The sequence below is a fragment of the Nocardia sp. CA-290969 genome (assembly GCF_050936135.1).
Lineage (GTDB): Bacteria > Actinomycetota > Actinomycetes > Mycobacteriales > Mycobacteriaceae > Nocardia.
The window spans coordinates 3,531,273-3,552,556 of the sequence record NZ_JBNJNJ010000001.1; the positions used below are offsets into that span (position 1 = coordinate 3,531,273).

Consider the following 21,284-nt stretch of genomic DNA (forward strand, 5'->3'; position numbering starts at 1 on the left):
ACGGATCTGCGGGCCAGAATCGTGCGCGGACTTCGTGCTCCATGCACATATCGAGATGCACGGATCGGCAGTCGCTGGGCGGATGCGCACCGGTCGGCGGAGCCGCTGTCCGCTGCCGGATTCGGCCACCCGCCGATCAAGCCATGGCCGACAACCTCTCGAATCGTTCGTCGGTGAGTGTTGTTTCGACCGCGGCGATGTTCTCGGCCAGATGGTCGGCCGAGGTCGTTCCCGGGATCGGCAGGATCGTGGGCGATCTGCGGAGCGGCCAGGCCAGCGCGGTCTGTGCAGGGGGTGGCGCCGATCTCCTCGGCGAGGGCGGCGAGCGGACTGTCCGGGCCCACATGCGCACCACCGGCCACCGGAAAGAACGGGATGAACGCGATCCGGCGCCCGGCGGTGTAATCGACAACCGGCTCGGAACCGAGGTCGGCCAGGTTGTACCTGTTCTGCACGACGGCGATCGGGGTGATCTGTTCGGCCGCGCGCAACTGATCGACCGACACCTCCGACAGACCGATATGGCGAACCTTGCCTTCCACACACAGTTGGTGCAACGCACCGATCTGGTCAGCCACGGGAACCGGGGGGTCGACACGATGCAACTGCAACAGGCCGATCCGGTCGAGCCGCAGTCGCCGCAAGCATAATTCGGCCTGCTGTCGCAGGTATGCCGGGTTGCCGACAGGTACCCATTCCGTCGGCGAGGACGGGGCAAGACCGACCTTCGTGGCGATCACCACGTCCTCCCGGTACGGATACAGGGCCTCAGCGATCAACTCCTCGTTGGCTCCGAGAGCGTACGAATCCGCGGTATCGATGAGGTTCACCCCGGATTCGACGGCCTTGCGCAGCCGAGCAATCGCCGCGGCCCGGTCTTCCGGCGCCCGCCAAGCGTCCGCGGCCCACCGCCTGGAATGACGCCGTCAATCGCATCGCGCCGAACCCGATCCGATTCACCGGCAGGTCGCCACCGAGCAAGAACGACGTTTTCATGAGTCACTCCCAACGATTCGATCAACAACGGTACTGACTCCGGCCTCCCGAGACTGTCCATTTCGAACTGGAGAACGAAGGCGGTCGGTGGGCTCGTCCGGACGGCCGGATCGGCGGTCCGCGCTCGCGCCACGTTACCGCACGGATCGTCACGAATCGGCAAGTTGATCGCGTCTGTGCATAACCGACAAGGCAATACCGATCACGTTGTTTCCGGTAAACCAACTTTTCACGCGATGCCAATAATTCGATACCCGACAGCCGCGGATTCATTATGCTTACGAGCGCAGGTGCCGGCACAGCTGGCGCCGAGTGTTCATCGATACACATTGCACCGCAACTGATTACCAACGAATGAAGACACCGATTGCGGCCGTGTTCAGATAGAATACTGCCTCGTTCATCAGGATTGGATAAAGCTATGAACGGAATTTCTGCCGTTCCGGATGCGATTCGCCAATACGGCAACGAATCCGCCGCCATGGCCGCCGGAATTGCCACTACCGCCGCCGTGGATCAGGTGGCGACGATATCTTTTGCAGCGCCAGCATTCGGGCTGATCGGCCAGGAATTCCTCGCCCTCTTCGCCTGCGCGCAGGCCGATCATCTGGCGTCGGCGACCGAACTCGCTGCCGTGCACGCGGCCACCGCCCTCGCCGTGCATCGGGCCGCCGGAAGTTACGAGGCCATGGACAGCGGTAATGGGGCCGGATTCGACGCGGTACATCCCTGAACATGAGCCCGTTCGCAATCCCGCCGATGCCGGGGGGTGAGCCGCCGAGTGCCACATCCCTCGATCCGGCTCTACTCGAGGAGCTGCGCGGTAGCGCGCTGGCCCCCCTGCTCGATATGCCGGTGAACGACATTCTGAACAGTATGGGCCTGCCGAACCTGCCGGAGCTTCCGGCGTTCGACGCGCTACCAGGGTTGCCGCCGCTGCCGGCGCTCGACCTGACCGCGCTCATGCGCCCGCTCACCGACCTGGCGGCAGCATTCGGCAGTGGGGAACTGGGCGTATCGGCGCCGCCCCCGGGAATTGCCGGGGATCAGGTGGCCGCACCGGCGCCAGCAGGTGCCGATCCCGCCCAGCTGCTGACGCAGATGTCGACGGTGCTACAGAGCGCAATGCAGACCGGGACATCCGCCTTGCAAGCGGTGATGGCCCTGTGGCAGGGCATGGCCGCGACGGGCGCCGCGGAAAAGGCCGGGCAGGCTCGAGCCGACGCCGCGGCACTGGAAGCGCAGAGTATCGGCGAAAAGGCCCATCTCCTCAAAGGCGCGACCAGTGTGGCGATCGGCCGCGCCGAACTTGCTGTGGTGATCGGTGCATTCTCGGCGAAACTGGCGCTCGCGCCGCTCTACGCGAGTTCGGGGCCAGGGGCGGCGTATCTGGTGGCCTCGGCGATCGAGGCGGCAGCCGAAGCGCTGGCGATCACAGTGAAGACAAAAGGCGAACTCGGCGCAGAGGGGGCGGCCCTGGCGAAAACCGGGATGAAGATCAAGATCACAGACGCGCCCGCGAGCACGGATCCCGCCGAGCTGATGCAATTGATCGGGATGGTCGCGCCGCTGGTGAGTTCGGCGAGCCGGACCGCGCAGGAGCTCGGCGGGCCCGCGCCGGCGAATATCGCGCTGTCCGCCCCGAAGCCGCTTACCGACGAGACCGGGAAGGCGCGCACGGGCGCACCGAGCGGTGCAGGCGCCAGCGGTGGTTTCGGTCCGGTGGGTGTGGGGCCGGCTCCGCTCGGCACCTTCCCGGGGTCCAAGCCGGCAATGCCCGGCCCGCTGGGTGCTGTGGGGGCGCTAGGTAGTCCCGGTTCGAACACGTCGGCATCGTACGCAGGATCGTCGTCACCCGCGGCTGCGGGAGCGTCGAGCCCGGCCGGCACCGGGCCCATGCCGATGGGTGGCGGTGCGGGCATGCCACGGGACGGTGCGTCCGCGAGCGACAGCTCGGCCCGGGGCCGGGTGTCCGCGGATTACGGCGATGCGATCACCGGAACCACTGCCGATACGTCGGTGCCGGTAATCGGTGCGACGCAGCCGATTTCGGAGCCCTCACCGGACAAGGCGCTGACGCTGTGACGCACCACCGCGACCAGCACGAAAGAAGGTCTTATGAACAACGATACGGGTGAGGTGTTCGACGGGGTCCGGTTCGACCCCGGCGCGGCCGGGCGGGCGTCATCGGGGCTGGACGCCCTGGCCGACCGGCTCACCGCCGATCTGGCAGCAGTCCAGCAGGCACTGAACGTGATGCCGGCGGGAGCGGACGAGGTATCGGGCCGGGCGGCGCAGACCCATAACGACGTCGCACTGTCCTATCTGACCAGCGCCCGCGCCGGTGTGCACGAAATGCGCAAATTCGCGTCCGCGCTGCGATTGACAGTCGACCGGTTCGCCGATTCCGAAACCGAGGCTGCCGCCGGTTTCGGCAGACAGGTGTGATCGTGGCCCGCACCAGGCGCGACGAGCGAAGGATATTCCGACAGCGATGATCGAACCGCCCCAACCCGGCTTCACCGGTGTCGTGTGGCCCGCACGCCCCGCCGCCCGGCTGGCCCGCGAGCTCGCCACCGGGCCGGGCACACTGCCGATGGCCGAGGCCGCAGTGGCGTGGACACGCTTGGCGACAGCGTTCGGCACGGCCGTGCTGGAGTACGAGAAAGTCGTCACCCAGGTACGCGAGGCATGGGGTTCGCGCCACAGTAGCGATCTCCTGCAACGTGTTTCGGCGCTGCGCGACTGGCTGGTCGAGACCACCGAGGCCGCCGCGGCGAACGCGGCACTGTTCCAGGCACAGGTCGGGGCCTATGAGGTGGCCCGGCTGGCCATGCCGCATACCGCCGAGATCGAGCAGATCCAGCAGGTCCAGCGGATGCTCGAATCGATCGGCAATATAGCCGGTGCGGCTGTCCGGGCTGTCGCCGACGACGCCGACCGGGACTCGGATATGGCACAGGCCGTGGCCTCCCGGGTCATGGAGACCTACGAGAAAGCAACCGAACCACTCGCTCTGGCCTGGCGGCAGGCCGAGCCCCCGGTCATCGTGGCCGAGCCAGCTTCGGTCGCTGAATATTCCGGCACCACACCCACCGCCGGCGGTGGCGTTCCGGCGGGATTCCGGGGGCTCCGGTTCGGCGTGAATCCGCCCGCGAGGGCGCCGCGGGTTCCGGGCGCCTACCAGGCACCGATCTACACCCAATCCGCCAGCGGGCAGGCTAAGGTGCCATACTCCGGTGGCCTCGGGCCGGAGACTACTTCGTCGCGAGCGATGCCGGTGGCGCCTGGCGCGGCGGCCGGCGGCGTAGCCGGTGCCACGGAGGCAGCACGGTTCCCGCGGGCTGGTCTCGCCGGACCTGGGGGCGATCATCTCGGTGCCGAGAACGAACTGCGCGCCGCACCGGCCGTGCTCGGCGGTGTCGAACCCGCCCCCGCGCCGGAGGGGCGCGCCAGGAGTTCGTCATGACCATCCTGACCAACGACGCGCTGCTGGCCGTCGCCGAGCGGGCCGGCGTCCAGACCCTGCCGCTGGTGCTCGGCGCCGGACCTCGACAGGATTCCTACCGCGAATGGCAGGCCATGCGAGAGCGCGCGGTCACCGACCTCACCGCCGCGGGCATCCTCGACGACGAAGGTGAGGTGGAACCCGCAGTGGCGCAAGCGCTGTCCGTGCTCGCGCAACCGGAGCGGGAACTGGTGGCCCGCAGTTTCGCCGCCGGCCGCACACTGCGCTTCTGTCTGGCCGGCCGCGCCGGGCAGCACGCCCTGGCGGTTCGCACCGGAGATATCTTCGAGATCGGGTACATCTGGTGCGACGGCTCCCCGGGCGCGCTCGCGCGGCCACTGCTGGCGGCGCTCGGCCCGGCCGAACCGGCCGAGGTCACCGGTTTCAACGCGCCGGCCGGTGAATTGGCCGAACGCCTCGATCCCGCGCAGGGCACCGGCGATTTCGCCGACGCCTTCTATGCACTGGGAGTCGCGGACCGGGATGCCACCCTGCTCGCGGCGGCCTTCGCCTCCTGCCGGGGCGTCACCGAAATCGTGGCCTACAGCCACGACTACGGTGTCGCCACCCGTGCTCCGGGCGCGGTCGCGGTGTACGACACCGGACGCGGCCGGCTCGTCGCGGCGCCCATGGTTTCACCGGATCAGCGGATCTGGTCGACGGTCACAACGGGCACCGACCACCGGGTGACGCAGGCGATCGCCACGCTGCTCGAAGGCCTGCCCGGGGGGAGGTGGACCGCACCGTAACCCCCTGAGGTAGCAACCACCGATCCGCCGCCGCGGCCTCCCGTGCTCGCGGTGGAAAAGACAACCTCACGATAGGAATTCGAACAATGGCAAATGTAGCAACCTCGGTCGAGTTGGGCCTGATCACCACCGTAACCGGTGATATGTATCAGGCCATCGAAGATCTGCGGCTGAGTGTCCGAGCTGTGGACGATGCCAGTGACACCGTCCGGGCCGGCTGGAAAGGAACCGGGAACGATTCGTTCACCCGCGCCTCAGAGGAATGGAGCATCGAGTCCGACGAGCTCAACAAGACACTCGACGCGCTCACCCAAACCGTCGAGAAGGCGACCGAGTCGATTGTCGGTATGGATGAGGACGGCTTCATCCCCGGCGGTGGCTACGAGAGCCCGGCCAAATACACCAGCCTGTGACCTGCTCCCGACACCACACCCCATGAATACACTCCCCCCGGAAGGAAGCACGATTATGGCTGACCACGACAAGATCTTGTATGACGAGGCTGCCATGCAGGCCTTGGTCGATACCTTGAACAGCGAAGGCAGCAAGATACAGGGACAGATCGAAGCGCTCGGCGTGGCCAAGACCAACTTCTTGAACGCCATGGGTGGCGAAGGGGCTCAGTCCGGGTTCGAGGCCGCCTACAAGAATGCGGTCGAGACGAAGCTCAACGACACAATGCAGAAGCTTGGTAACCTGCGCAGCGGCGTCGAAGACGCACTGGTCAAGGCAAAACAGACCGACAGCAAGATCTACCAGGACCTGTCCGATTTCGCCTGACAACGGCACCGCCACACACAACGGCCGGCCGGATCCGATCAGGGACCCGGCCGGCCGTTCCATTTCGTGCCTACTCCGGTCAGGTTTCCAGAACCGGCCGTACCGCGAACGGATGCTCCCCGATCGCGTCCTCGAGCCACTCGTCCGTATCCAGGAAATCGGCGGGCTTGTGTTCCCCTTGCGACTGGCCGGTCCCAGCCCCCGCGCCGCCACCACCGCCGCCCATCGGGGCGCCGCCCATCGGGGCGCCGCCCATCGGCATCCTGCTCGGTCCCGCGGTTACCGCCGAGGTACTCATTCCATGGGCCATGCCCGCCGAGGCCGCGCGTGGGAAGAGTCGCGAGGCCTGCTCCACAGCCGGTAGCTGTGGCGGTTTCGACCCGGCGCCGAGACCTGCCCCGGAACTCCCACCCGCGCCGGATCCGCCCAGCGCTTTGCCCATCTCGTCCAACGCCGAATGATACCGTTTCGCCGCCTCTTGCAAGGCCGGCGCCAGCCCACCCGGGCCGTTGGCGGCGAACTGTTGCATCACCTGCTGCGCCGCGGACGACAGCTGCGGCAGAGCCTGGCCGACCGCCGACAGTCCCTGCTGCATGGCCTGCATTGCGGCCTGCTGTTGCTGCTGCTGCGCCTGGGCCCGCAATAGTTTCGAGGCGTTCCACTGGTCCTTCGAGATCCCCACCACTTGCGCTTCCAGTTGCCGCTGCGCCAGTTCCAGATCACGGCGTGTGGTCGCCAGTTCTCGCCGGATGGCCTGCAGTTCCCGCTGGGCGGGGGACTCCGAACCCGGCGGCTGGTCCGGCGCAGGCCGCCCAGGTTTCGGATTCGGGGCTCCCGGTACCGCACCGGGCTGCCCGCCCGTGGGCAGCCCGGGTGTCGGGACACCGGCTGAACCGGTGGGCAGCGCCGGGGCACCGCCTGTACCGGCCGGCAGGGCCGGGGCACCGCCCGGCACCGCACCGGAGGCACCGGCAGGGGCGGCGCCGGATCCGTTCGCGGAGCCCCCGGCCGCGTTCCCTCCGGTATCGCCGCTCCCCGAGCCGGCACCGTTCGCCTGTCTCGTACCGGTGATGGGACTCGGCATTACCGGAACAGCCGCGGCCGCGGCGTGGATTCCTGGTTCGTACCAGTTTTCATAGGCAGTCCTGGCCAGCGACAGTGTTTCCCACTGGTACCGCTGATAGTCCACCGTGTACACCGACTGCTCGTTCCATTGGAACGCAGGCATGAACGCCGCGGTCTGATAAGTCCAGACGGCCGCCGCCTGCAAGTTCTCACCGAGCAACGACATCGCGGACAGCAGGCTCTGTCCCCGGTTCACATACGACCGGACGGCCAGGGCAGCGCCCTCGGCTCCCTGCCCCTTCCAACGGTCGGAGTTCTCCACCAGGCGCAACATTTTCTGGTCGAAGCCGGAGAAGCCGGTCTCGAGTTGCAAACTCATCCGGTTCCAGCCGGTGCCCTTCATCGCCAGGGAATCGGTGTGCCCGGACAATGCCTGGCCGAGGCGCCACAGATCGTTGTAACCCATTCCTACCGCCGGGGGAACACTGATGCCGAGCGACTGCCGTTCGACCCCTCGCGATTTGCCCAGGCCCTCCGGAGGGCCGTACTTGCTGTCGGGATCGACACACTCGGTCGGGACGCTGTAATCGGGACGCCAGCGCCCGGTACCGTCCTCGACCATCTCGATATGTTCGAGCGGAGCATGCGAGGTACTGTCACCCGTGAGGTCGCGGAAACGGCGCGCCGCATCCGAATCCGTGCCCTGGTATTTCTTATCGGCCAGGATGAACGCGATGCCGAGATCGGTGACGATTCGCTTGTGCTCCTTCAGCACCTGCCGGAAATCGCCCGCGCACTCACTGAGCTTGTCCGCCAGCCGCTCGGCACCGGGGAGATGCCCCAGCCCCCGGACATTCTCGACCTCGGCGATACCGTTTTCCACGAGCACGTAGACATTCGCCAGATCCGCACAATATCCGGCCGCGTCCACACCGGCGTTCGTATCGAAGGCGAATCCGCCACCGGCCGCCCGGTCACGGAGCTTTTCCCACTGATTCTCCCCGGACATCGGAGGCTCCCTTCCGATCGACACATTCCCGTTCGGGGTAGTCACCGAGTTATCTCGGCTCCGCCGAGCGTCCCGGAACGGGAGAACAACCTCACCAGAATACCCACCCCGAAATTCGGCGCCTCCCATATTTGAGAACCTCCCACTACTCCGCCGGATACACAGCGACTATGCCCGCCACAAGTATTCATCGTGCACAAATCGTTTGGCCCATATTGGGCTTCTGGCACATTTCCCGATCGCGGATGACCGGCGAAACCAGGAAGAATCCTGTGTGCTGAAACGGATGACCGTCCGCGTTCGTAACCGTGGATGCCCGAGTGCTGACACCGCTGGACCCGCATGCGTTTCTTCGGCATCGACAACCTCGTGCCGGATACCCTGAAACACAACTGCGGATCCTGGGGAACGGCTGAACGGCCCGGCGATCGAAGTCAGCAGTCGGTCAACCCATGGACATCACCGCCGCGGTACCCGCGGCAGCGGCTGAACCGAAGAATTTCACCAGCACTTCGTAGTATTCGTGCAAGTAGTCCAGGTCATCCTCGTCGACGGGTTCGTTCTCGTAGTGCGCGGCAAGTGTCGCGAAAGGTGTGTCACGCAGCTTTTCCGCAGTCCGCTGGACCAGCGCAGGCGACCAAGAGAACAGATCCTCCGAGCCGTCGATCAGCTCGCCGTCGGCGCCGAGGTCTATCTGAGTACCGGAGCTCATGAGGAGTTCGGACAGGTCGGACCAGGCTTTGTCGAGATAGCCATCCGTTTCGGCGCTGTCTGGGTCGTCGACGACTTCCCAGTAATTGTCCGGATCGGCGATTATCTTTGCCAGTTGTGCGTCGGATACACGTTTGAACGATACTATGGTTCCCATGATTCACCCCGGCGGTCGCATTCGGTCAGCGGGATGGATACTAGCCCTTGGTGCCAGCCGTTTCCACCGACAAGAAACGATGCCGCGTGACAACCCGCCCCATCCAGTACAATTCGGCTCAGTTCCCAACAATGCGGCAGGCCCACCGCGACCGCGGTCGATTGTCGGTCGAAGTGGCGACTCCTCATTTGAAGTGGCACTTCGAGGCTGCTCACTGCGGTTCGTTCTTGATCGACTGGATTACCGCCGCGATCTTCGAATTCACCGCGGCCACAGCAAACCGGCTGTCGGCAGACCGGGCGACCTGATCGTCGACGATGTAGCGGCCGTCGTCTTCCAGATCACGCCAGTCTATGCGGTAGCGGGCGATTCCGCGCGGACCGAAAACCGAGTATCCCTGCTCGACTTCGATACTCCCCGCGCGGACCAGCGGCGCCGCCAGGAACGCGGTTGCGCGCGCACCGGGCGATTCGGTGAAGTAATCCCGGATCCGGGAACGGCGAGGGTCGTAGTCGAGCTCGGTATCGGTCTGGTCGCCCGGCAGAACGGTATCGGCGCGCGTTCCGGCCGCATATTCGGGCATCTTCGCTACCAGAGTGTCGGCGAGGTGCAGCGCGTCACATTCGGTGATGGTGAATCCTCCACTATGCCAGCAAGTTTCCCCCGGCAACTGATGGATCACATATCCGCGTACACCGCGGCGGACGCCGGACAGCCGCACCAGCAGTTCGGGATCCGCTGGGGCCCGGCTGCCCATACCGTCCACGGTAATCCGGATATCGGGCTGCGCCATCGCTTCAAGCGCGGTATCGAATGTGTGACCCAGCCGGCGGGTCAACTCCGCATGCGTGCGCGCTCGATCGGCGTGAAATTTCGCGGGGTCGTGGGTCGCGGCAGTGTAGAAGAAGGGGAAGGGCAAGCCACCGCGATCGAGCCGGGACCACAGCGCGAAGAATTCGAGGCCGGTGAACTTCCAAACATTCTGCACCGGAGCGGTTTCAGTTGTCACCATGGTCACGCTTCGCCTCCCTCGTACAGCTCGGCGAGCTCGTCCTCCTCGGACAGCCGGGAGTTGGCCACCAGCGAAAACATCACCGCACCCGTCAGGTCACGCAGGATCAGCGTGGCTTCTGCCCCCGGCCAGCGCAGCTCGGGCAACTCACAGCCGGCCGATCCCGACGACGTACCGAGAACCGCGGTCAGCACCTCCGCCTCGGCCATCTGCCACGACCAGTCCAGCGAACGCAGCCCGGCCGCCAACTCCGCGACCTCCGCATCGGTCCATGCCGGTAACTCGCTCATTCGCCGTCCCGGATACGTCGCATCTCCTCGAGCTGCCGGGCCAGCTCCTCCTTGGTACCGGGCGGCATTGCTCCCGTCGAGCTGGCCGTCGAATGCCTGCCGCGCCACCTCCACGAGTTCACTGGGAACATTCGGATACGCCCGTGCTATCGCCCACAGCGCCTCATCGGTTTCCATATCCAGGCCCGTTTCCGAACGGAGGGCCGGGCCCAGCGCCTGCGCGAGCCCGGCCTGCTGCCCCAGGGGTGGGGGCGGCGCCAGTTGACTGCTACCTGGGGAACCGTTCCCGGAATCGCCCGCGTTGCCACCATCCCCGGCTTTTCCGTCGCCGCCCTGGTGATCAGGTCGCGGAATCCCACGAATCCTGTCCGGATCACCGAACTTCCCGTCATCCGCCGGCGCCCCGGGCGGCGCGGGTTGCGGCTGCTGCGTCGCTTCCGACCCGGGATTGTCGGTTCCCGCGGGGGCCACCACGTTCCCGTCGTTGTCCACCGTCACCGGGTTCCCGCTTTCATCGACGTATTTCGGTCCGGATCCAGCGGTGTCGCGGTCCGGACCGGCTCCGCCGGCGGGCACGGTCGTCGAGGTCGCAGGCAAGAAAGCAGTGAGATCTGCAATCTTCTCGGAGCTCGCCTCCAGTCCCGATATATACGCCACTTCCATGGCGCGAGCCCCGTATCTGCGCATCGTTTCTTGCTCGATCTGCGTAACCTGTTCCGCGGTGTAGGTATACGAGTTGGTGGCCATCACCGCGGCCGTCCGGCCTTCCTGCAGCACGTTGTGAGTACCAGCAAGCCAGTGAGAGGTAAAAAGAAGATTGTTGCCGACATCGTTCATCCGGGCGGCGAGATCCTCGCCTAGGTTGGCAAAGTTCTCAGGCAACCGTTTCGCACTCTCGGCTCCGGCTCCTCGCCAACGGCCACCTATCGAGTCGAACTCCCACTTCAAGTCGCTGAATTTCTCCACGAGTTCGCGGGCAAACCATCTCCAGTCGTTGCCTGCCCGGAAAGCCGCCACCGGCGGCGGAACGGTCCCACCCCCCAGATAATTCTCGAGTGTTACGTACTGGGCATACGCCAGATGGCTCGGATTTTCAGGGTCGAAATTTTCTGCGATAGCCGTCGAGTCGACTGCCGCCGTGGTCCCGTTCGGCAACTTCAATTGCTCATCGGATAACTGGAATGTGTTCCAAGCGCTTCCGAACTGATTGATATACGGTTCCGGCATTCCGTCGCCACTGTCCGGCCGCGACTCGGTGAGCGCGCCCGAATTCTGCAACCTTTTGAACGTGTAAGTAGAATTCTCGTCGTCGGCACGGTACGCCTTCCCCGCGGCCTGAATGGTGTCGAGCATTCCGTTCAGGAATTTCCGGAACCCTTTCAGAACATCCCGCAGGTCAACTGCCTGCTTGTTGTACATCCGGGACAGTTTCCCACCCGACTCCAGCGAGGAGAGCGGCGGCAGGTCGTCGACCAGATGCACTCTGTCCGCAATGGCTTCCACCCGCGCACGAGTGTCGTCCACTGCACGAGCCAGAAGTTTGAAGCTATCCGGGTCAACTTCCAGGGTCAGGCCACCACTGCCGGCCATCTCCTTCAGCACGCCCCAACCAGGTCCACCCGGAACCGGTCCCGGATCCGTAGTGCCCGCCTCGGCCATGCCGGTAGGGATGGGAACGGCCTGCGCCATGTCCTGCCTCCGTCTCGATCTGCATCCGAACGCCGATCAACCCCGGAACCAGCCGCTGGTCCGCCTTGCCGACCCAAATGCCGGTATTCCAACGCGTTCCGAATGAGAAACGGTGCCCGGTATCCCTTCCATTCTCCCAACCACCAATCCACCCAACTCCCCATTTCTGGTCAGTGCACGGTGCATATTCAGACGAGTTGTACTGCAGCGCATCGCACATAAGGATTCATTTCGATCACCATCGAGCAGCGCCCGTCGGGCATCACACCGCCGAGCTCAGGCCCGACGACGATGGGTCCGACGGCGTCGACTCACCTGCTCAGACGAACACCACGCCGACGATCGATGTCTCACCGGGAAGTTTCCGGCAGTTCGGAGGCCTCCGTCTCGCGCTGAACCGGCTGCCACCGGTCCCACCGCGGCTCGCCGGAATCGAGATGCATCGGCCCGAATCAGCAGTGTCGGCGAAGTCGACAACTGATGCGGGGCAGAACTCATTGCCGAGTAATCCGGGTCCTCCGGTGGCTCGACGCCTGCACGGACGAGCACACTTTCGGAACCAATCGCGTCTTCTCCGGACCGATGTGATCGGTCGCCTTGTCAACAGGTGGAACACCGCCAGCGAAGTCGCGAGACCCTGCAGGCCTTCCAGATCTTCCATCGGCGCCGGGGTCACCGACCGACCGGTGGGCACAACCGTGGCCGGAATGACGAAACGGGCCAGGGGACCGTTGCTGTCACACCCGGGGTGGGTGAGTCGATCACCGTGCCCCCGCTCAGCACAACGGGCCCGTGCTCGATCATGATCTGCGAGAGGGTGCCTGCGAGCTCCTCAGTGCACGGCCGGAGTACTCGACACCGACACCTGACCGCGGTCGGATATCGGTGTCACCGAAGCCGGGGGATCCGCTCGTTCACGGTGAACGGAGTACCTTCGCACCCAAGAAGCGACAGATCCGCAGAGCGAGTGCGATATCCAGACTTTCGCGCGACACAGCGCCGGTACCGGTGGCTGCAAGAGCCTTTGTGACACGGTATTTGACGGTATTGCGATGCAAGGTCATCTTCTGTGCGGTGTGCACATGACTTTCCCCCGTTTCATAGAACGTGCGTAGGGTGTCGCGCAACATCGCCGCCTGCTCGGTGTTCTCGGCGAGTTCACCCAGCGTCTCCTGCACCCATTCACAGGTGGCGGCCAGATCCTTGGCCAGCAGCGACACCACCGCGACACCGGGATCGCCGAACCGGGTAACCCGATGATCGGACGGGCGATCCGGGACCGTGGCGACCAGATAAGCGGCCGAGGCCTGCTGATGCGAACGGCGGAATCCGTCGACACCATAGCCTGGTAGTCCGATCGCCAACTGCATACCAGGCGGCAGGCCCGTGGCCACACTCGAGTCCTGGAAGCCGTCGGCGGGCCCGCCGTCGATCGCACACCACGCCCACATGGTGTGCCGATCGATCGCAGTGCTCAACGGAGGACCATCGCTGGTCAGCGCGCGAGCAGCTGCCGTGATACCGGTATCCAGAACGGCCAGCGCTTCGGTCTCGTCTTTGCCGGTGTACCATCCGATCAGCGCGAGATGGGTGCGGTCCAGCCGGTAACCGGTCTCCGATTCGAATCCCACCTGGTCCGGCGCCACCGCCGTCAGCAGCGTGTGGACCGTCGAGGCATGAACATTGCCCTGAACATTCAGCCACCGTTTGCGTTCGGCCTCGTAGGTTTCGAATACATACTGGGTGATCCAGTCGGCATACGAGTGGACGATATCGGTGAGGCGTTTGATAACGGCGAGTCCCAGATCGACAGACAGGTTTCGCCGCCCGATCTCGTCGTGGCAGATCCGCATCATCAAGTTCTGCCCCATGTGGTACGATCGCACCAGAAAATGTGAGGGTATCTCACGCTGCGCCGCGCGGCGCGCGTATTCCAACGCCGCTATCGGCGGCTGCAGGCGGTGGGCCGGAATATCATTGGCCAAGATCTCGATCATCGTCGCCACATTCGCGTGACCACTGGCGACACGTAGTTCCGCCAGCTGAGGATCGTTGCAACCGTAATCGACTTCCTGGGTGATCCGGCCGGTCAGCTTCGCGGCGATCTCGTGTTCCCGTGCCCGCAGATCCGTACCGAATCGCACGATCTCTGCGGATATCCGATCCGCCGAAAGCCCGACCGCTGCCTCCTTCGGCGGTAATTGGGGTACAGGTCTCAGGGTGGTCGCCCGCACGGCGTTCCTGTCCGTGATCTGTTCAGTGGTGGACATATCGTCTCCTGGACTCGGGCTTCTTTTTCCCTCTCGTCCAATAGACGAGACAGCGCACGCGCCCGTGACGCAACTCTGTCCGCACTCGCGATAACAGACCGCATCGGTGGTGTCCACACCGGCACTCGTGCGCTGTGTGCCGTGACCGATGGGCAGCAGGCCGGCTTCGTTTCCCTTCGGCACGGTCAGGACACGAGGTCTTCCGCCCGATGCGGTGACCGTGCGGTAAATGAGACCGCCGCTCACTCTGCCGGTGGACCGGCGCTTTCCGGTCCACAGCGAACGCCGCCGATCGGAGACCAGCCCGATCCTCGCGCCTGTCAGTCCCGCCGCCTCTCGGAAGCGCCGAGAAAGTCGCCCAGTAGTGCGGTGCCCGGACCGGCTCGCCCACCCGGCCCGCGCGCCACGCTGACTGTGGCGGCGGTCAGGTCCGCGCTGCACTCGCTGCACACTGTACGGGCACTGGCGGGTCGCCCACAGGGCTCGTGGATCAACAACGCTGGAGGCCCTTCTTCGTGGCCGGCCCAGCGATCACCCCATGCCACAATGGCAGCCAGGATGGGAAACAGATCGCGGCCTTTGTCGGTCAGGTGATACTCCAGCCGCACCGGACGTTCCGGCTACCGGCGCCGGCCGATAACGCCGCTTTCTTCCAGCCGCTGGAGCCGGTCGGCGAGCACATTGGGGGCCACACCGATGTCCCGGCGCAGATCTTCGAACCGGGTGATTCCGGCGAAAAGATCACGCAGGATCAGCGGCGTCCAGCGCTCGCCGATCACATCCACCGTCCGGGCGATCGAGCAGGCCATATTGCCGAGCGATTGTTTTGGCACCAACCCAGGCTAGTCCATTGTTTTTAGCAAGCGACTCTCCTAGTGTCTTGTTCCATGAGCGATGCATTGAGCAGGTTCCTGATTGCCACCCATGACTGCGATGTAGACGGCATGGTCCGCGAGCTCGCCCCGGATGCCGAGCTGCGGTCTCCGTTGTTCGCGGGCATGGTCTTCCGCGGACGTGACGATCTGGGCATACTCCTGGGCATCATCTACCGGATGCTGCGCGATCCGCGCTGGGCGCAACCGATAGGCGCCGGTTCGCAGCGGGCCGTGCTGGGCACGGCACGGCTGGGTCGTGCCGAACTGACCGATGCGCTGATCGTGGATCTCGACGAGCAGGATCGGATCACCAGGCTGCGACCACATCTTCGCCCGCTCCCCGTGACCGTCCGGTTCATGCTGCGTCTCGGGCCCGCACTGGCCCGGCACCCCGGATTGTTACGCCGCGCGCGCGGCGGCGCGCACACGCCGTGACGACCTGTTCGCCGGCATCAGCACCTCGGCGAGTGCCGGGTCCGGCCTCCCCGGAGTCCGAATCGCCGGAGCAAACCCAGCACGTGACCGAACCCGTGGCAACGGCACTCCAGCAGCCTGCCGACGAGGGCCCGAGGAACAACACGGCCAGGCTGAACACCGGACCGCAGGATGACAACGTGCCGACTATCGCCGACTATCGCGGAAGGAGGCCACCGCGAATGAGGACCGATGACCTGGTGGTCGTAGGCAACACTCACGCTGGCCAGCAGCAGCTCACCGCGAAACGGGTCCACGGGCCAGATTGGTCCGCACTTCGTCATGTTCGATGCACAAACCGAATACCGGGCATATCGGTCCGGTTTGCTGAGTGGGTGACGCTGCCCGGCGGCATCGAAGCGAATACATACCCCGCCACCCGCGTTCTGTCGCCGCTACCGTGAAGACCGCCTCCGATACCTGCGGCGCCGTCATCCCCGCGGTGGCAGCCCGATGAGTTTGCAGTAGGCGTCTGCGACCGATGCGGGATCCAATGAGCCTTCCTCGTGGTACCAGCGATGGCTTTCGCTGACCATATTCAGAATGGCGAAGGTCAAGACCGACGACGGTGCTTCCGGGAGCTGCCCCAACGCCTGGACCTTCTCGACGACGCTACGAACGGTAGCGACGAATTCACGCTCGTGGAGGTGCACCTCCTCGGCCACTGCCGGCTCCAACCAGCGCTGCTCGCTGCGATATACGGCGAAGGTGAGATGGTTCGCGACCACCGCGTATGTGAACCGTGTGATGATCGCGCGCAGTTGGGTGATCGGATCGTCGCCCTCCGCCAAGCCTTCGTGCAACGCGGTCGTCATATCTCGATCCACCTGCTGCGCAATTTCGCGCAGCAGGTCTGCCTTCGATCCGACATAGTGATAGATGGACGGCTGACTGAGATCGAGCTGAGCCGCGATCTCCTTCGTTGTTCCCTTGTTGTACCCGCGGGAGGAGAAGACGGCCGCAGCACCGTCGAGGATACGTCGCCGCTTGTCTTCCCAGGCCGACTCCCTTTCGGCCGGCAGTGGCGCAATCACGTCAAGGCCTCCCACGAAGCGCCTCCGAATTCGAAGTCATCAGCTTAACCTGCGGATGATCTCGCGAGTCCACCGGACCAGCGGAGCGGCCGTAGCTGCCCTGTCACGTATCGGCCACGATTCGACGCAACGCCATTCGGTCGATCTTGCTCGCGGGCGTCCTCGGCAACTGATCTACCACTCGGATTTCCCGCGGTTGTTTGTAATGCGCCAGGTCAGCTGCGCAATAGTCGGCCAACGCCGTCTCGTCCAGAACGACACCGTGGTCGGCGACCACAAACGAGACGGGACGTTCTCCGCGCCGGTGGTCGGGTACGCCCACCGTGGCAGCCTCCGTGATCCCCGGATACCGGCACAGTGTCTCGTCGATTTCGCGCGGATAAACATTGAATCCGCCGACGATGATCATGTCCTTCTTGCGGTCGACAATGAAAAGGTAGCCGTCCTCATCGAGATATCCGATATCCCCGGTATTGAGCCAGCCATCGACGAATGCTCCGTCGCCCTGCGCCGGGTCGTGGTACCCGACGGTCATATGCGGCGCTCGGACCTGTATCTCGCCGGATTCGCCCGCGGCTGCGAATCGGTTCGGATCCTCCAGATCGACAATCCGCACCTCGACCGAGCGGGCGGGCACACCGACCGAGCCCAACCGCGATGGCATGTCCGAACGATTACAGGCGATCGGTGCCAGCTCGGTCATCCCGAAGGCCTCGCGAATCTCCACGCCGGTTCGACGCAACCAGCGATCGTGCAATGCACCTGAGAATCTCGACCCACCGCCGGGACAGATACGGAGGGTCGACAGATTCACGCGATTGACGAGATCGGTCGACAGCAGACCGGCGTAGATCTCGGCGGGCCCGCCGCCGAAGACGGTGACACCGTGATCTCGAATCGCCGCGGCGACCGAACCGGGATCGAACCTTCGATAGGTCACCACGGTCGCGTTGCGGTAGACAGGGTTGAGAATGCCCATCAGCAGCCCCCAGATGTGAAACGATGGCGCCACGTTCAGCCACACTTCGGCGCCGAACCTGGTCGGCCAGCACTCCTCCATGCCACGAACGGTGAGCATCAATGTGTAGTGGGTGTGATCGACTCCTTTCGGAACACCGGTGGTACCACCGGTGAACATCATTGTCGCGAGCCGGTGAGGCGGCGGCAGCTGACCCACGTCGATAGTGAGTGTTTCGTCGCGCCACCACGATTCGAGGACCAGATCGTTTTCGCCGAGCACGAGGAGCTCGAGACCGAGTGACTCCGCCGCGGCGGCGGCTGTATCTGCGGCACCGGCCACAGCCAGCACGAGATTGGCCTCGGACCGTTCGAGTAGAAGCCGCATCTCGCGGTCGGTAAAGGCCGGGTTCATCAGGGCCACCTGCGCACCGGTCAGCCAGGCGGCGAAAATCGCGACTGATAGCTCGGGGCCGTTCGGCATAACTACCGCGACCGGGCGTCCATCAGCGATCAACCCGGCCAGACGGCGCGCGAGACCCGCCGCCGATCGGCCCAGCTCCGCGTATGACAGCGTTCGGTCACCGGATACGATCGCGGCCCGGTCGGGTGTCTCGATCATCGCCCGACGCAGGCATTCGACCATGCTCCCGGACGATTCTCGTCTCGGGCCGGCCATTTCCTCGGTAGTCACTGCGCCCACAACAACCTCCAGTAAAGCGGATACATATCTTGTCCAGTTCCCTGCATGATGATCAGGTGGAAAGGTGCGCGGTGGAGCCCGTGAACCGGGGCACCGAGTCCGGCCGGATACGCGCCGACGCCGCCTCGTACTCGGCGCACAGTACGGACACGACCTCCGCTACCGATTCCGGGCCACGGACCGCGCCGACACCCTCACCGGCCGACCACACATCCCGCCATGCCTTGGATTCCGAGATAGCGCCTGAGAAGTCGATGCCGGTCGGTCCGCCGGAAGCCGACGTGTGCCGATGCAGGCTCTCGGTGAGCCAGTTCGCAGCAACACCGGTCACTTTGTCCGAGGTGGTGATATCCGCGATTGTCGCGTCGATCACCATCCGGCGGTGGCCCTCGGCCGCGGCGCTTTCCGAGGTCGCGAGCAGTCGCGTACCGACGGTGACGATATCGGCGCCCAGGACCTGCATGGCGAGAATGCCCGCACCCGAACACACCGCGCCACCGGCGATCAGCGGTCCGTCCCAGAAATCCCGGATCGCGGTGATCAGCGAGAAGGGACTGTACATACCGGTATGCCCTCCAGCCCCCGAGCAGACCACCGCGACACCGTCCGCGCCGGCGGCGATGGCCCGCCGGGCCTGTTCGGGTGTGTTGACCTGCGCGAGGACCAGGCCACCCCAGCCATGCGCGGCCGCGAGTGCGCGCTGGGGATTGCCGAGCGCGGTGATCACGAGGGCTGGTGCGGCATCGTGCAGGAGCTCCAGTTCGGCGTCGAGCCGATCGTAGGTGCGGTGCACGATAAGGTTCACTCCCCACGTGCCCCCGCCGGAGCCGGCGGTGATGCCATCGATCAGGACACGCAGATCGTCGATCGTGCGTGCGTTGGCGGCGGGAAAGGTACCGATGATTCCGGAACGCGCGGCGGCGGTGACCAGTTCGGTGCCCGAGACGAGGAACATCGGGGCCGCCATGACGGGGATCCGCAGCGACCCGACGAGCTCCGCGAAGGTCTGTCGACTTTTCGATATCAACGCACCACACCGGCTTCCGGTCGAGTTGCCGACTCGAGCGTCTTGCGAGCCCGGCGGACGAGATGCGGAGCGTCGAGCGCCAACACGGCCGTCGGGTGCCCGCCGCGGGTCCAGGTCACTGCTCGCCCGGAGCGGAAATCCGCGCGGATCTCGGCCGTATCGGTGCGGCTGTGACGGCCGATATAGTGCAGGCTGTGTCCCAGTTGATGGGACCAGAAGTAGGGCAGTGGATCGTAGGATTCGGCGGCGCCGAGGATGTTCCGTGCCGCGACCTGTGCGGACTCGGCCGCATGATGCCAGTGTTCGAGATGCATATCGGTTTCGTATCGGGATGAGCGCCAGGCGACCGCGTCGCCTGCCGCGTAGACGCCGGGAAGGCTGGTGCGCAGGTATTCGTCTGCGGTAATGAACGCTGCCCGATCAAGGGTGACCGGCGAGCCGTCCAGCCACGATGTCGCGGGCGACCCACCGACCGCGACGATCACCAGGTCGGCGGCCTGCACACGAGAATCGCTCAGAAGCACACCGGTGGAATTGGTTTCGAGAGCGCTCACCCCGACGGTGAGCTGGATCCCGCACTCGTCGTACCAGCCGCGGATCTCGTCGAGGACCGTATCGGGGAGTCCGGGCAGGGCGGGTCCGAACTCCGGGCTGACGACGGTCACTCGGCAACCGGCCGCGGCGGCCGCCGTCGCGACCTCGGCCCCGATCAGGCCCGCGCCGACGATCAGGATGGCCCGATCAGCAGTCAGTTCGGTGCGCAGCTGGACGGCGTCGTCGAAGGTGCGTAGCACCCGAGCCTCTGGTGCACCGAGTTCGCCGGGCAATCGCCGTGCCCGCAGACCGGGTGCCAGTATGGCGGCCCCGAAGGGAAGTCTCCCGGCCGTGGTGAGGATTTCGCCGTGCCGAATGCCGACCGCGACGGTATCGGTCTGCAGCTCGACCTCCAGATCGCCGAGGCCCGGGCTCAACGTCGGACGAGTTACCGCCCCTGCCAGCAGCTCCTTGGACAGCGGCGGTCGATCGTAGGGCTCGGTGGATTCCCGGGTGATCAGGCTGATCTGCCCCTGGAACCCGCACCTACGCAACGTCACGGCAGCAGTGTGACCCGCCAGGCCGCCGCCCACGATGACCACTCTCTCCGGGGGCGTTGTCATCATTGTTCCTCTCTGTCCGGACCGGAAGCGGTCCGGCGCCCGCGAACTTCCAACCCGCCATCGTTCGGGAACACCGCGCCGGTGACGAAGCCGGTGTCCTCGGGACAGGCCAGCGAAACATAGAGGCCGGCCTGTTGTACCGGCTCACTCACGAATCCCAGTGGAATCGACCTCACGATGCTGTCGAGCAGGCGCGTCTCCTCGGACAGGCGCCGACCGCCACCGAGGTCTCCGATCCCTGTCAGGCGGGTGCGGGTCGCCCCAGGTGCAATGCCGTTCACCCGCACGTCCGGTGCGAGTTCATAGGCCAACTGCCGGATGAGCCCCACCACGGCGTGCTTGGATGCCACGTAGAGTGCGCCACCACCACCCGCATAGGAACCGCTCGACGAACTGGTGAGAATGATGGAGCCCCGGCTGCTGCGCAGGGCCGAAATCGCTGCGCGCACTCCGAGCAGATAACCGAGTACGTTGGTGGCGAAGATTTCGTGGAAATTGCCGGGTAGCTCCATGATCTCCAGGTCGTGGATTTTCGCGCCGAAGTCGTACACACCGACATTTCCGACATAGGTGTCCAGTTGCCCGAACACGTCGAGCGCGCATTCGGTGGCTGCGAGGTGGGTCGCGGGATCGCGGACATCGCCGATTACGATGGCAACCCGACCGGGATGTGCGTCCGCGACCATTGTCGCGAGCCGCTTCTCACGTTCCACTACGACAACGCTCGCGCCCTCGTGCACGTACCGGTCGACCACGGCGCGTCCTATGCCGCTACCGCCCCCGGTGACCAGCGCGACCTGACCTTCCAGTCGTCCCATTCG

19 protein-coding genes and 2 pseudogenes are annotated in these 21,284 nt (G+C 65.2%); 9 read left to right on the top strand and 12 right to left on the bottom strand.

The window, feature by feature from the left end; genetic code table 11:
• Positions 1 to 136: 136 nt before the first annotated feature.
• Positions 137 to 996 (bottom strand): annotated as a pseudogene (locus ACQEVO_RS15940) (aldo/keto reductase).
• Positions 997 to 1,417: 421 nt separating this feature from the next.
• Between ACQEVO_RS15940 and ACQEVO_RS15945 the strand changes: the two are divergent.
• The 7 genes from ACQEVO_RS15945 to ACQEVO_RS15975 all read left to right on the top strand — a co-directional run bounded on the left by ACQEVO_RS15945 (position 1,418) and on the right by ACQEVO_RS15975 (position 6,033).
• On the top strand, positions 1,418 to 1,729 hold the full coding sequence (locus ACQEVO_RS15945; RefSeq protein ID WP_432913696.1) for a type VII secretion target: 312 nt from the start codon (positions 1,418 to 1,420) through the stop codon (positions 1,727 to 1,729).
• A gap of 2 nt (positions 1,730 to 1,731) precedes the next feature.
• Positions 1,732 to 3,081 carry a hypothetical protein gene (locus tag ACQEVO_RS15950; RefSeq protein ID WP_432913697.1) on the top strand — a complete coding sequence of 450 codons (1,350 nt, stop codon included), beginning with the start codon at positions 1,732 to 1,734 and terminating at the stop codon, positions 3,079 to 3,081.
• Positions 3,082 to 3,114: 33 nt separating this feature from the next.
• Entirely contained in the window at positions 3,115 to 3,444 is a 330-nt protein-coding gene (locus ACQEVO_RS15955; protein WP_432913699.1) for a PE family protein, read from the top strand.
• Positions 3,445 to 3,490: 46 nt separating this feature from the next.
• A complete protein-coding gene (locus ACQEVO_RS15960; protein ID WP_432913701.1) occupies positions 3,491 to 4,465 on the top strand; it encodes a PPE domain-containing protein in 975 nt (324 codons plus the stop codon).
• Positions 4,462 to 5,253 carry an ESX secretion-associated protein EspG gene (locus ACQEVO_RS15965; protein ID WP_432913703.1) on the top strand — a complete coding sequence of 264 codons (792 nt, stop codon included), beginning with the start codon at positions 4,462 to 4,464 and terminating at the stop codon, positions 5,251 to 5,253. The genes ACQEVO_RS15960 and ACQEVO_RS15965 overlap by 4 nt, the downstream gene beginning before the upstream one ends.
• A gap of 86 nt (positions 5,254 to 5,339) precedes the next feature.
• A complete protein-coding gene (locus ACQEVO_RS15970) occupies positions 5,340 to 5,666 on the top strand; it encodes a WXG100 family type VII secretion target (RefSeq protein WP_432913705.1) in 327 nt (108 codons plus the stop codon).
• 55 nt (positions 5,667 to 5,721) lie between these two features.
• Positions 5,722 to 6,033, top strand: a complete 312-nt coding sequence (locus tag ACQEVO_RS15975; RefSeq protein ID WP_432913706.1) for a hypothetical protein — start codon at positions 5,722 to 5,724, stop codon at positions 6,031 to 6,033.
• A gap of 79 nt (positions 6,034 to 6,112) precedes the next feature.
• Here the strand turns inward: ACQEVO_RS15975 and ACQEVO_RS15980 are convergent, their stop codons facing one another.
• The 4 genes from ACQEVO_RS15980 to ACQEVO_RS15995 all read right to left on the bottom strand — a co-directional run bounded on the left by ACQEVO_RS15980 (position 6,113) and on the right by ACQEVO_RS15995 (position 11,879).
• On the bottom strand, positions 6,113 to 8,107 hold the full coding sequence (locus tag ACQEVO_RS15980; protein WP_432913708.1) for a hypothetical protein: 1,995 nt from the start codon (positions 8,105 to 8,107) through the stop codon (positions 6,113 to 6,115).
• 445 nt (positions 8,108 to 8,552) lie between these two features.
• The gene (locus tag ACQEVO_RS15985) at positions 8,553 to 8,975 is read right to left on the bottom strand and encodes a DUF1877 family protein (protein ID WP_432913710.1); all 423 of its coding nucleotides are present in this window, start codon (positions 8,973 to 8,975) and stop codon (positions 8,553 to 8,555) included.
• Positions 8,976 to 9,186: 211 nt separating this feature from the next.
• The gene (locus tag ACQEVO_RS15990; protein WP_432913712.1) at positions 9,187 to 9,987 is read right to left on the bottom strand and encodes an ESX secretion-associated protein EspG; all 801 of its coding nucleotides are present in this window, start codon (positions 9,985 to 9,987) and stop codon (positions 9,187 to 9,189) included.
• A gap of 2 nt (positions 9,988 to 9,989) precedes the next feature.
• The gene (locus ACQEVO_RS15995) at positions 9,990 to 11,879 is read right to left on the bottom strand and encodes a hypothetical protein (protein WP_432913713.1); all 1,890 of its coding nucleotides are present in this window, start codon (positions 11,877 to 11,879) and stop codon (positions 9,990 to 9,992) included.
• Between the two features lie 694 nt (positions 11,880 to 12,573).
• Here ACQEVO_RS15995 and ACQEVO_RS16000 point away from each other — a divergent pair.
• A complete protein-coding gene (locus tag ACQEVO_RS16000; RefSeq protein WP_432913715.1) occupies positions 12,574 to 12,996 on the top strand; it encodes a styrene monooxygenase/indole monooxygenase family protein in 423 nt (140 codons plus the stop codon).
• Here ACQEVO_RS16000 and ACQEVO_RS16005 read toward each other — a convergent pair.
• Together ACQEVO_RS16005 and ACQEVO_RS16010 are read right to left on the bottom strand one after the other, a co-directional pair.
• The gene (locus tag ACQEVO_RS16005) at positions 12,881 to 14,236 is read right to left on the bottom strand and encodes a PucR family transcriptional regulator (protein ID WP_432913717.1); all 1,356 of its coding nucleotides are present in this window, start codon (positions 14,234 to 14,236) and stop codon (positions 12,881 to 12,883) included. The two genes, ACQEVO_RS16000 and ACQEVO_RS16005, sit on opposite strands and share 116 nt — an antisense overlap.
• Positions 14,237 to 14,556: 320 nt before the next feature.
• A pseudogene (locus ACQEVO_RS16010) lies at positions 14,557 to 15,045 on the bottom strand (winged helix-turn-helix transcriptional regulator).
• A 78-nt stretch (positions 15,046 to 15,123) separates the two neighbouring features.
• Between ACQEVO_RS16010 and ACQEVO_RS16015 the strand changes: the two are divergent.
• Entirely contained in the window at positions 15,124 to 15,546 is a 423-nt protein-coding gene (locus ACQEVO_RS16015; protein ID WP_432913719.1) for a nuclear transport factor 2 family protein, read from the top strand.
• A 470-nt stretch (positions 15,547 to 16,016) separates the two neighbouring features.
• Here ACQEVO_RS16015 and ACQEVO_RS16020 read toward each other — a convergent pair whose 3' ends face one another.
• The 5 genes from ACQEVO_RS16020 to ACQEVO_RS16040 form a co-directional block, all read right to left on the bottom strand.
• Positions 16,017 to 16,634 carry a TetR/AcrR family transcriptional regulator gene (locus ACQEVO_RS16020; protein ID WP_432913721.1) on the bottom strand — a complete coding sequence of 206 codons (618 nt, stop codon included), beginning with the start codon at positions 16,632 to 16,634 and terminating at the stop codon, positions 16,017 to 16,019.
• Between the two features lie 88 nt (positions 16,635 to 16,722).
• On the bottom strand, positions 16,723 to 18,198 hold the full coding sequence (locus ACQEVO_RS16025; protein WP_432913723.1) for a class I adenylate-forming enzyme family protein: 1,476 nt from the start codon (positions 18,196 to 18,198) through the stop codon (positions 16,723 to 16,725).
• 133 nt (positions 18,199 to 18,331) lie between these two features.
• Complete coding sequence (locus tag ACQEVO_RS16030) at positions 18,332 to 19,246, bottom strand: NAD(P)H-dependent flavin oxidoreductase (protein ID WP_432913725.1); 915 nt, start codon at positions 19,244 to 19,246, stop codon at positions 18,332 to 18,334.
• Between the two features lie 56 nt (positions 19,247 to 19,302).
• A complete protein-coding gene (locus tag ACQEVO_RS16035; RefSeq protein ID WP_432913726.1) occupies positions 19,303 to 20,466 on the bottom strand; it encodes an NAD(P)/FAD-dependent oxidoreductase in 1,164 nt (387 codons plus the stop codon).
• A complete protein-coding gene (locus ACQEVO_RS16040; RefSeq protein WP_432913728.1) occupies positions 20,463 to 21,281 on the bottom strand; it encodes an SDR family NAD(P)-dependent oxidoreductase in 819 nt (272 codons plus the stop codon). The genes ACQEVO_RS16035 and ACQEVO_RS16040 overlap by 4 nt, the downstream gene beginning before the upstream one ends.
• Positions 21,282 to 21,284: the final 3 nt, after the last annotated feature.

What these genes read in the sequence shown, in the direction of transcription:
- ACQEVO_RS15990 (WP_432913712.1), bottom strand. Translation starts at nt 9,987, where the DNA reads ATGGTGACAACTGAAACCGCTCCGGTGCAGAATGTTTGGAAGTTCACC.
- ACQEVO_RS15965 (WP_432913703.1), top strand. Translation starts at nt 4,462, where the DNA reads ATGACCATCCTGACCAACGACGCGCTGCTGGCCGTCGCCGAGCGGGCC.
- ACQEVO_RS15975 (WP_432913706.1), top strand. Translation starts at nt 5,722, where the DNA reads ATGGCTGACCACGACAAGATCTTGTATGACGAGGCTGCCATGCAGGCC.
- ACQEVO_RS15980 (WP_432913708.1), bottom strand. Translation starts at nt 8,107, where the DNA reads ATGTCCGGGGAGAATCAGTGGGAAAAGCTCCGTGACCGGGCGGCCGGT.
- ACQEVO_RS16035 (WP_432913726.1), bottom strand. Translation starts at nt 20,466, where the DNA reads ATGATGACAACGCCCCCGGAGAGAGTGGTCATCGTGGGCGGCGGCCTG.
- ACQEVO_RS16005 (WP_432913717.1), bottom strand. Translation starts at nt 14,236, where the DNA reads ATGTCCACCACTGAACAGATCACGGACAGGAACGCCGTGCGGGCGACC.
- ACQEVO_RS15985 (WP_432913710.1), bottom strand. Translation starts at nt 8,975, where the DNA reads ATGGGAACCATAGTATCGTTCAAACGTGTATCCGACGCACAACTGGCA.
- ACQEVO_RS15950 (WP_432913697.1), top strand. Translation starts at nt 1,732, where the DNA reads ATGAGCCCGTTCGCAATCCCGCCGATGCCGGGGGGTGAGCCGCCGAGT.
- ACQEVO_RS16025 (WP_432913723.1), bottom strand. Translation starts at nt 18,198, where the DNA reads ATGATCGAGACACCCGACCGGGCCGCGATCGTATCCGGTGACCGAACG.
- ACQEVO_RS15970 (WP_432913705.1), top strand. Translation starts at nt 5,340, where the DNA reads ATGGCAAATGTAGCAACCTCGGTCGAGTTGGGCCTGATCACCACCGTA.
- ACQEVO_RS15945 (WP_432913696.1), top strand. Translation starts at nt 1,418, where the DNA reads ATGAACGGAATTTCTGCCGTTCCGGATGCGATTCGCCAATACGGCAAC.
- ACQEVO_RS16030 (WP_432913725.1), bottom strand. Translation starts at nt 19,246, where the DNA reads ATGGCGGCCCCGATGTTCCTCGTCTCGGGCACCGAACTGGTCACCGCC.
- ACQEVO_RS16040 (WP_432913728.1), bottom strand. Translation starts at nt 21,281, where the DNA reads ATGGGACGACTGGAAGGTCAGGTCGCGCTGGTCACCGGGGGCGGTAGC.
- ACQEVO_RS16015 (WP_432913719.1), top strand. Translation starts at nt 15,124, where the DNA reads ATGAGCGATGCATTGAGCAGGTTCCTGATTGCCACCCATGACTGCGAT.
- ACQEVO_RS15955 (WP_432913699.1), top strand. Translation starts at nt 3,115, where the DNA reads ATGAACAACGATACGGGTGAGGTGTTCGACGGGGTCCGGTTCGACCCC.
- ACQEVO_RS15960 (WP_432913701.1), top strand. Translation starts at nt 3,491, where the DNA reads ATGATCGAACCGCCCCAACCCGGCTTCACCGGTGTCGTGTGGCCCGCA.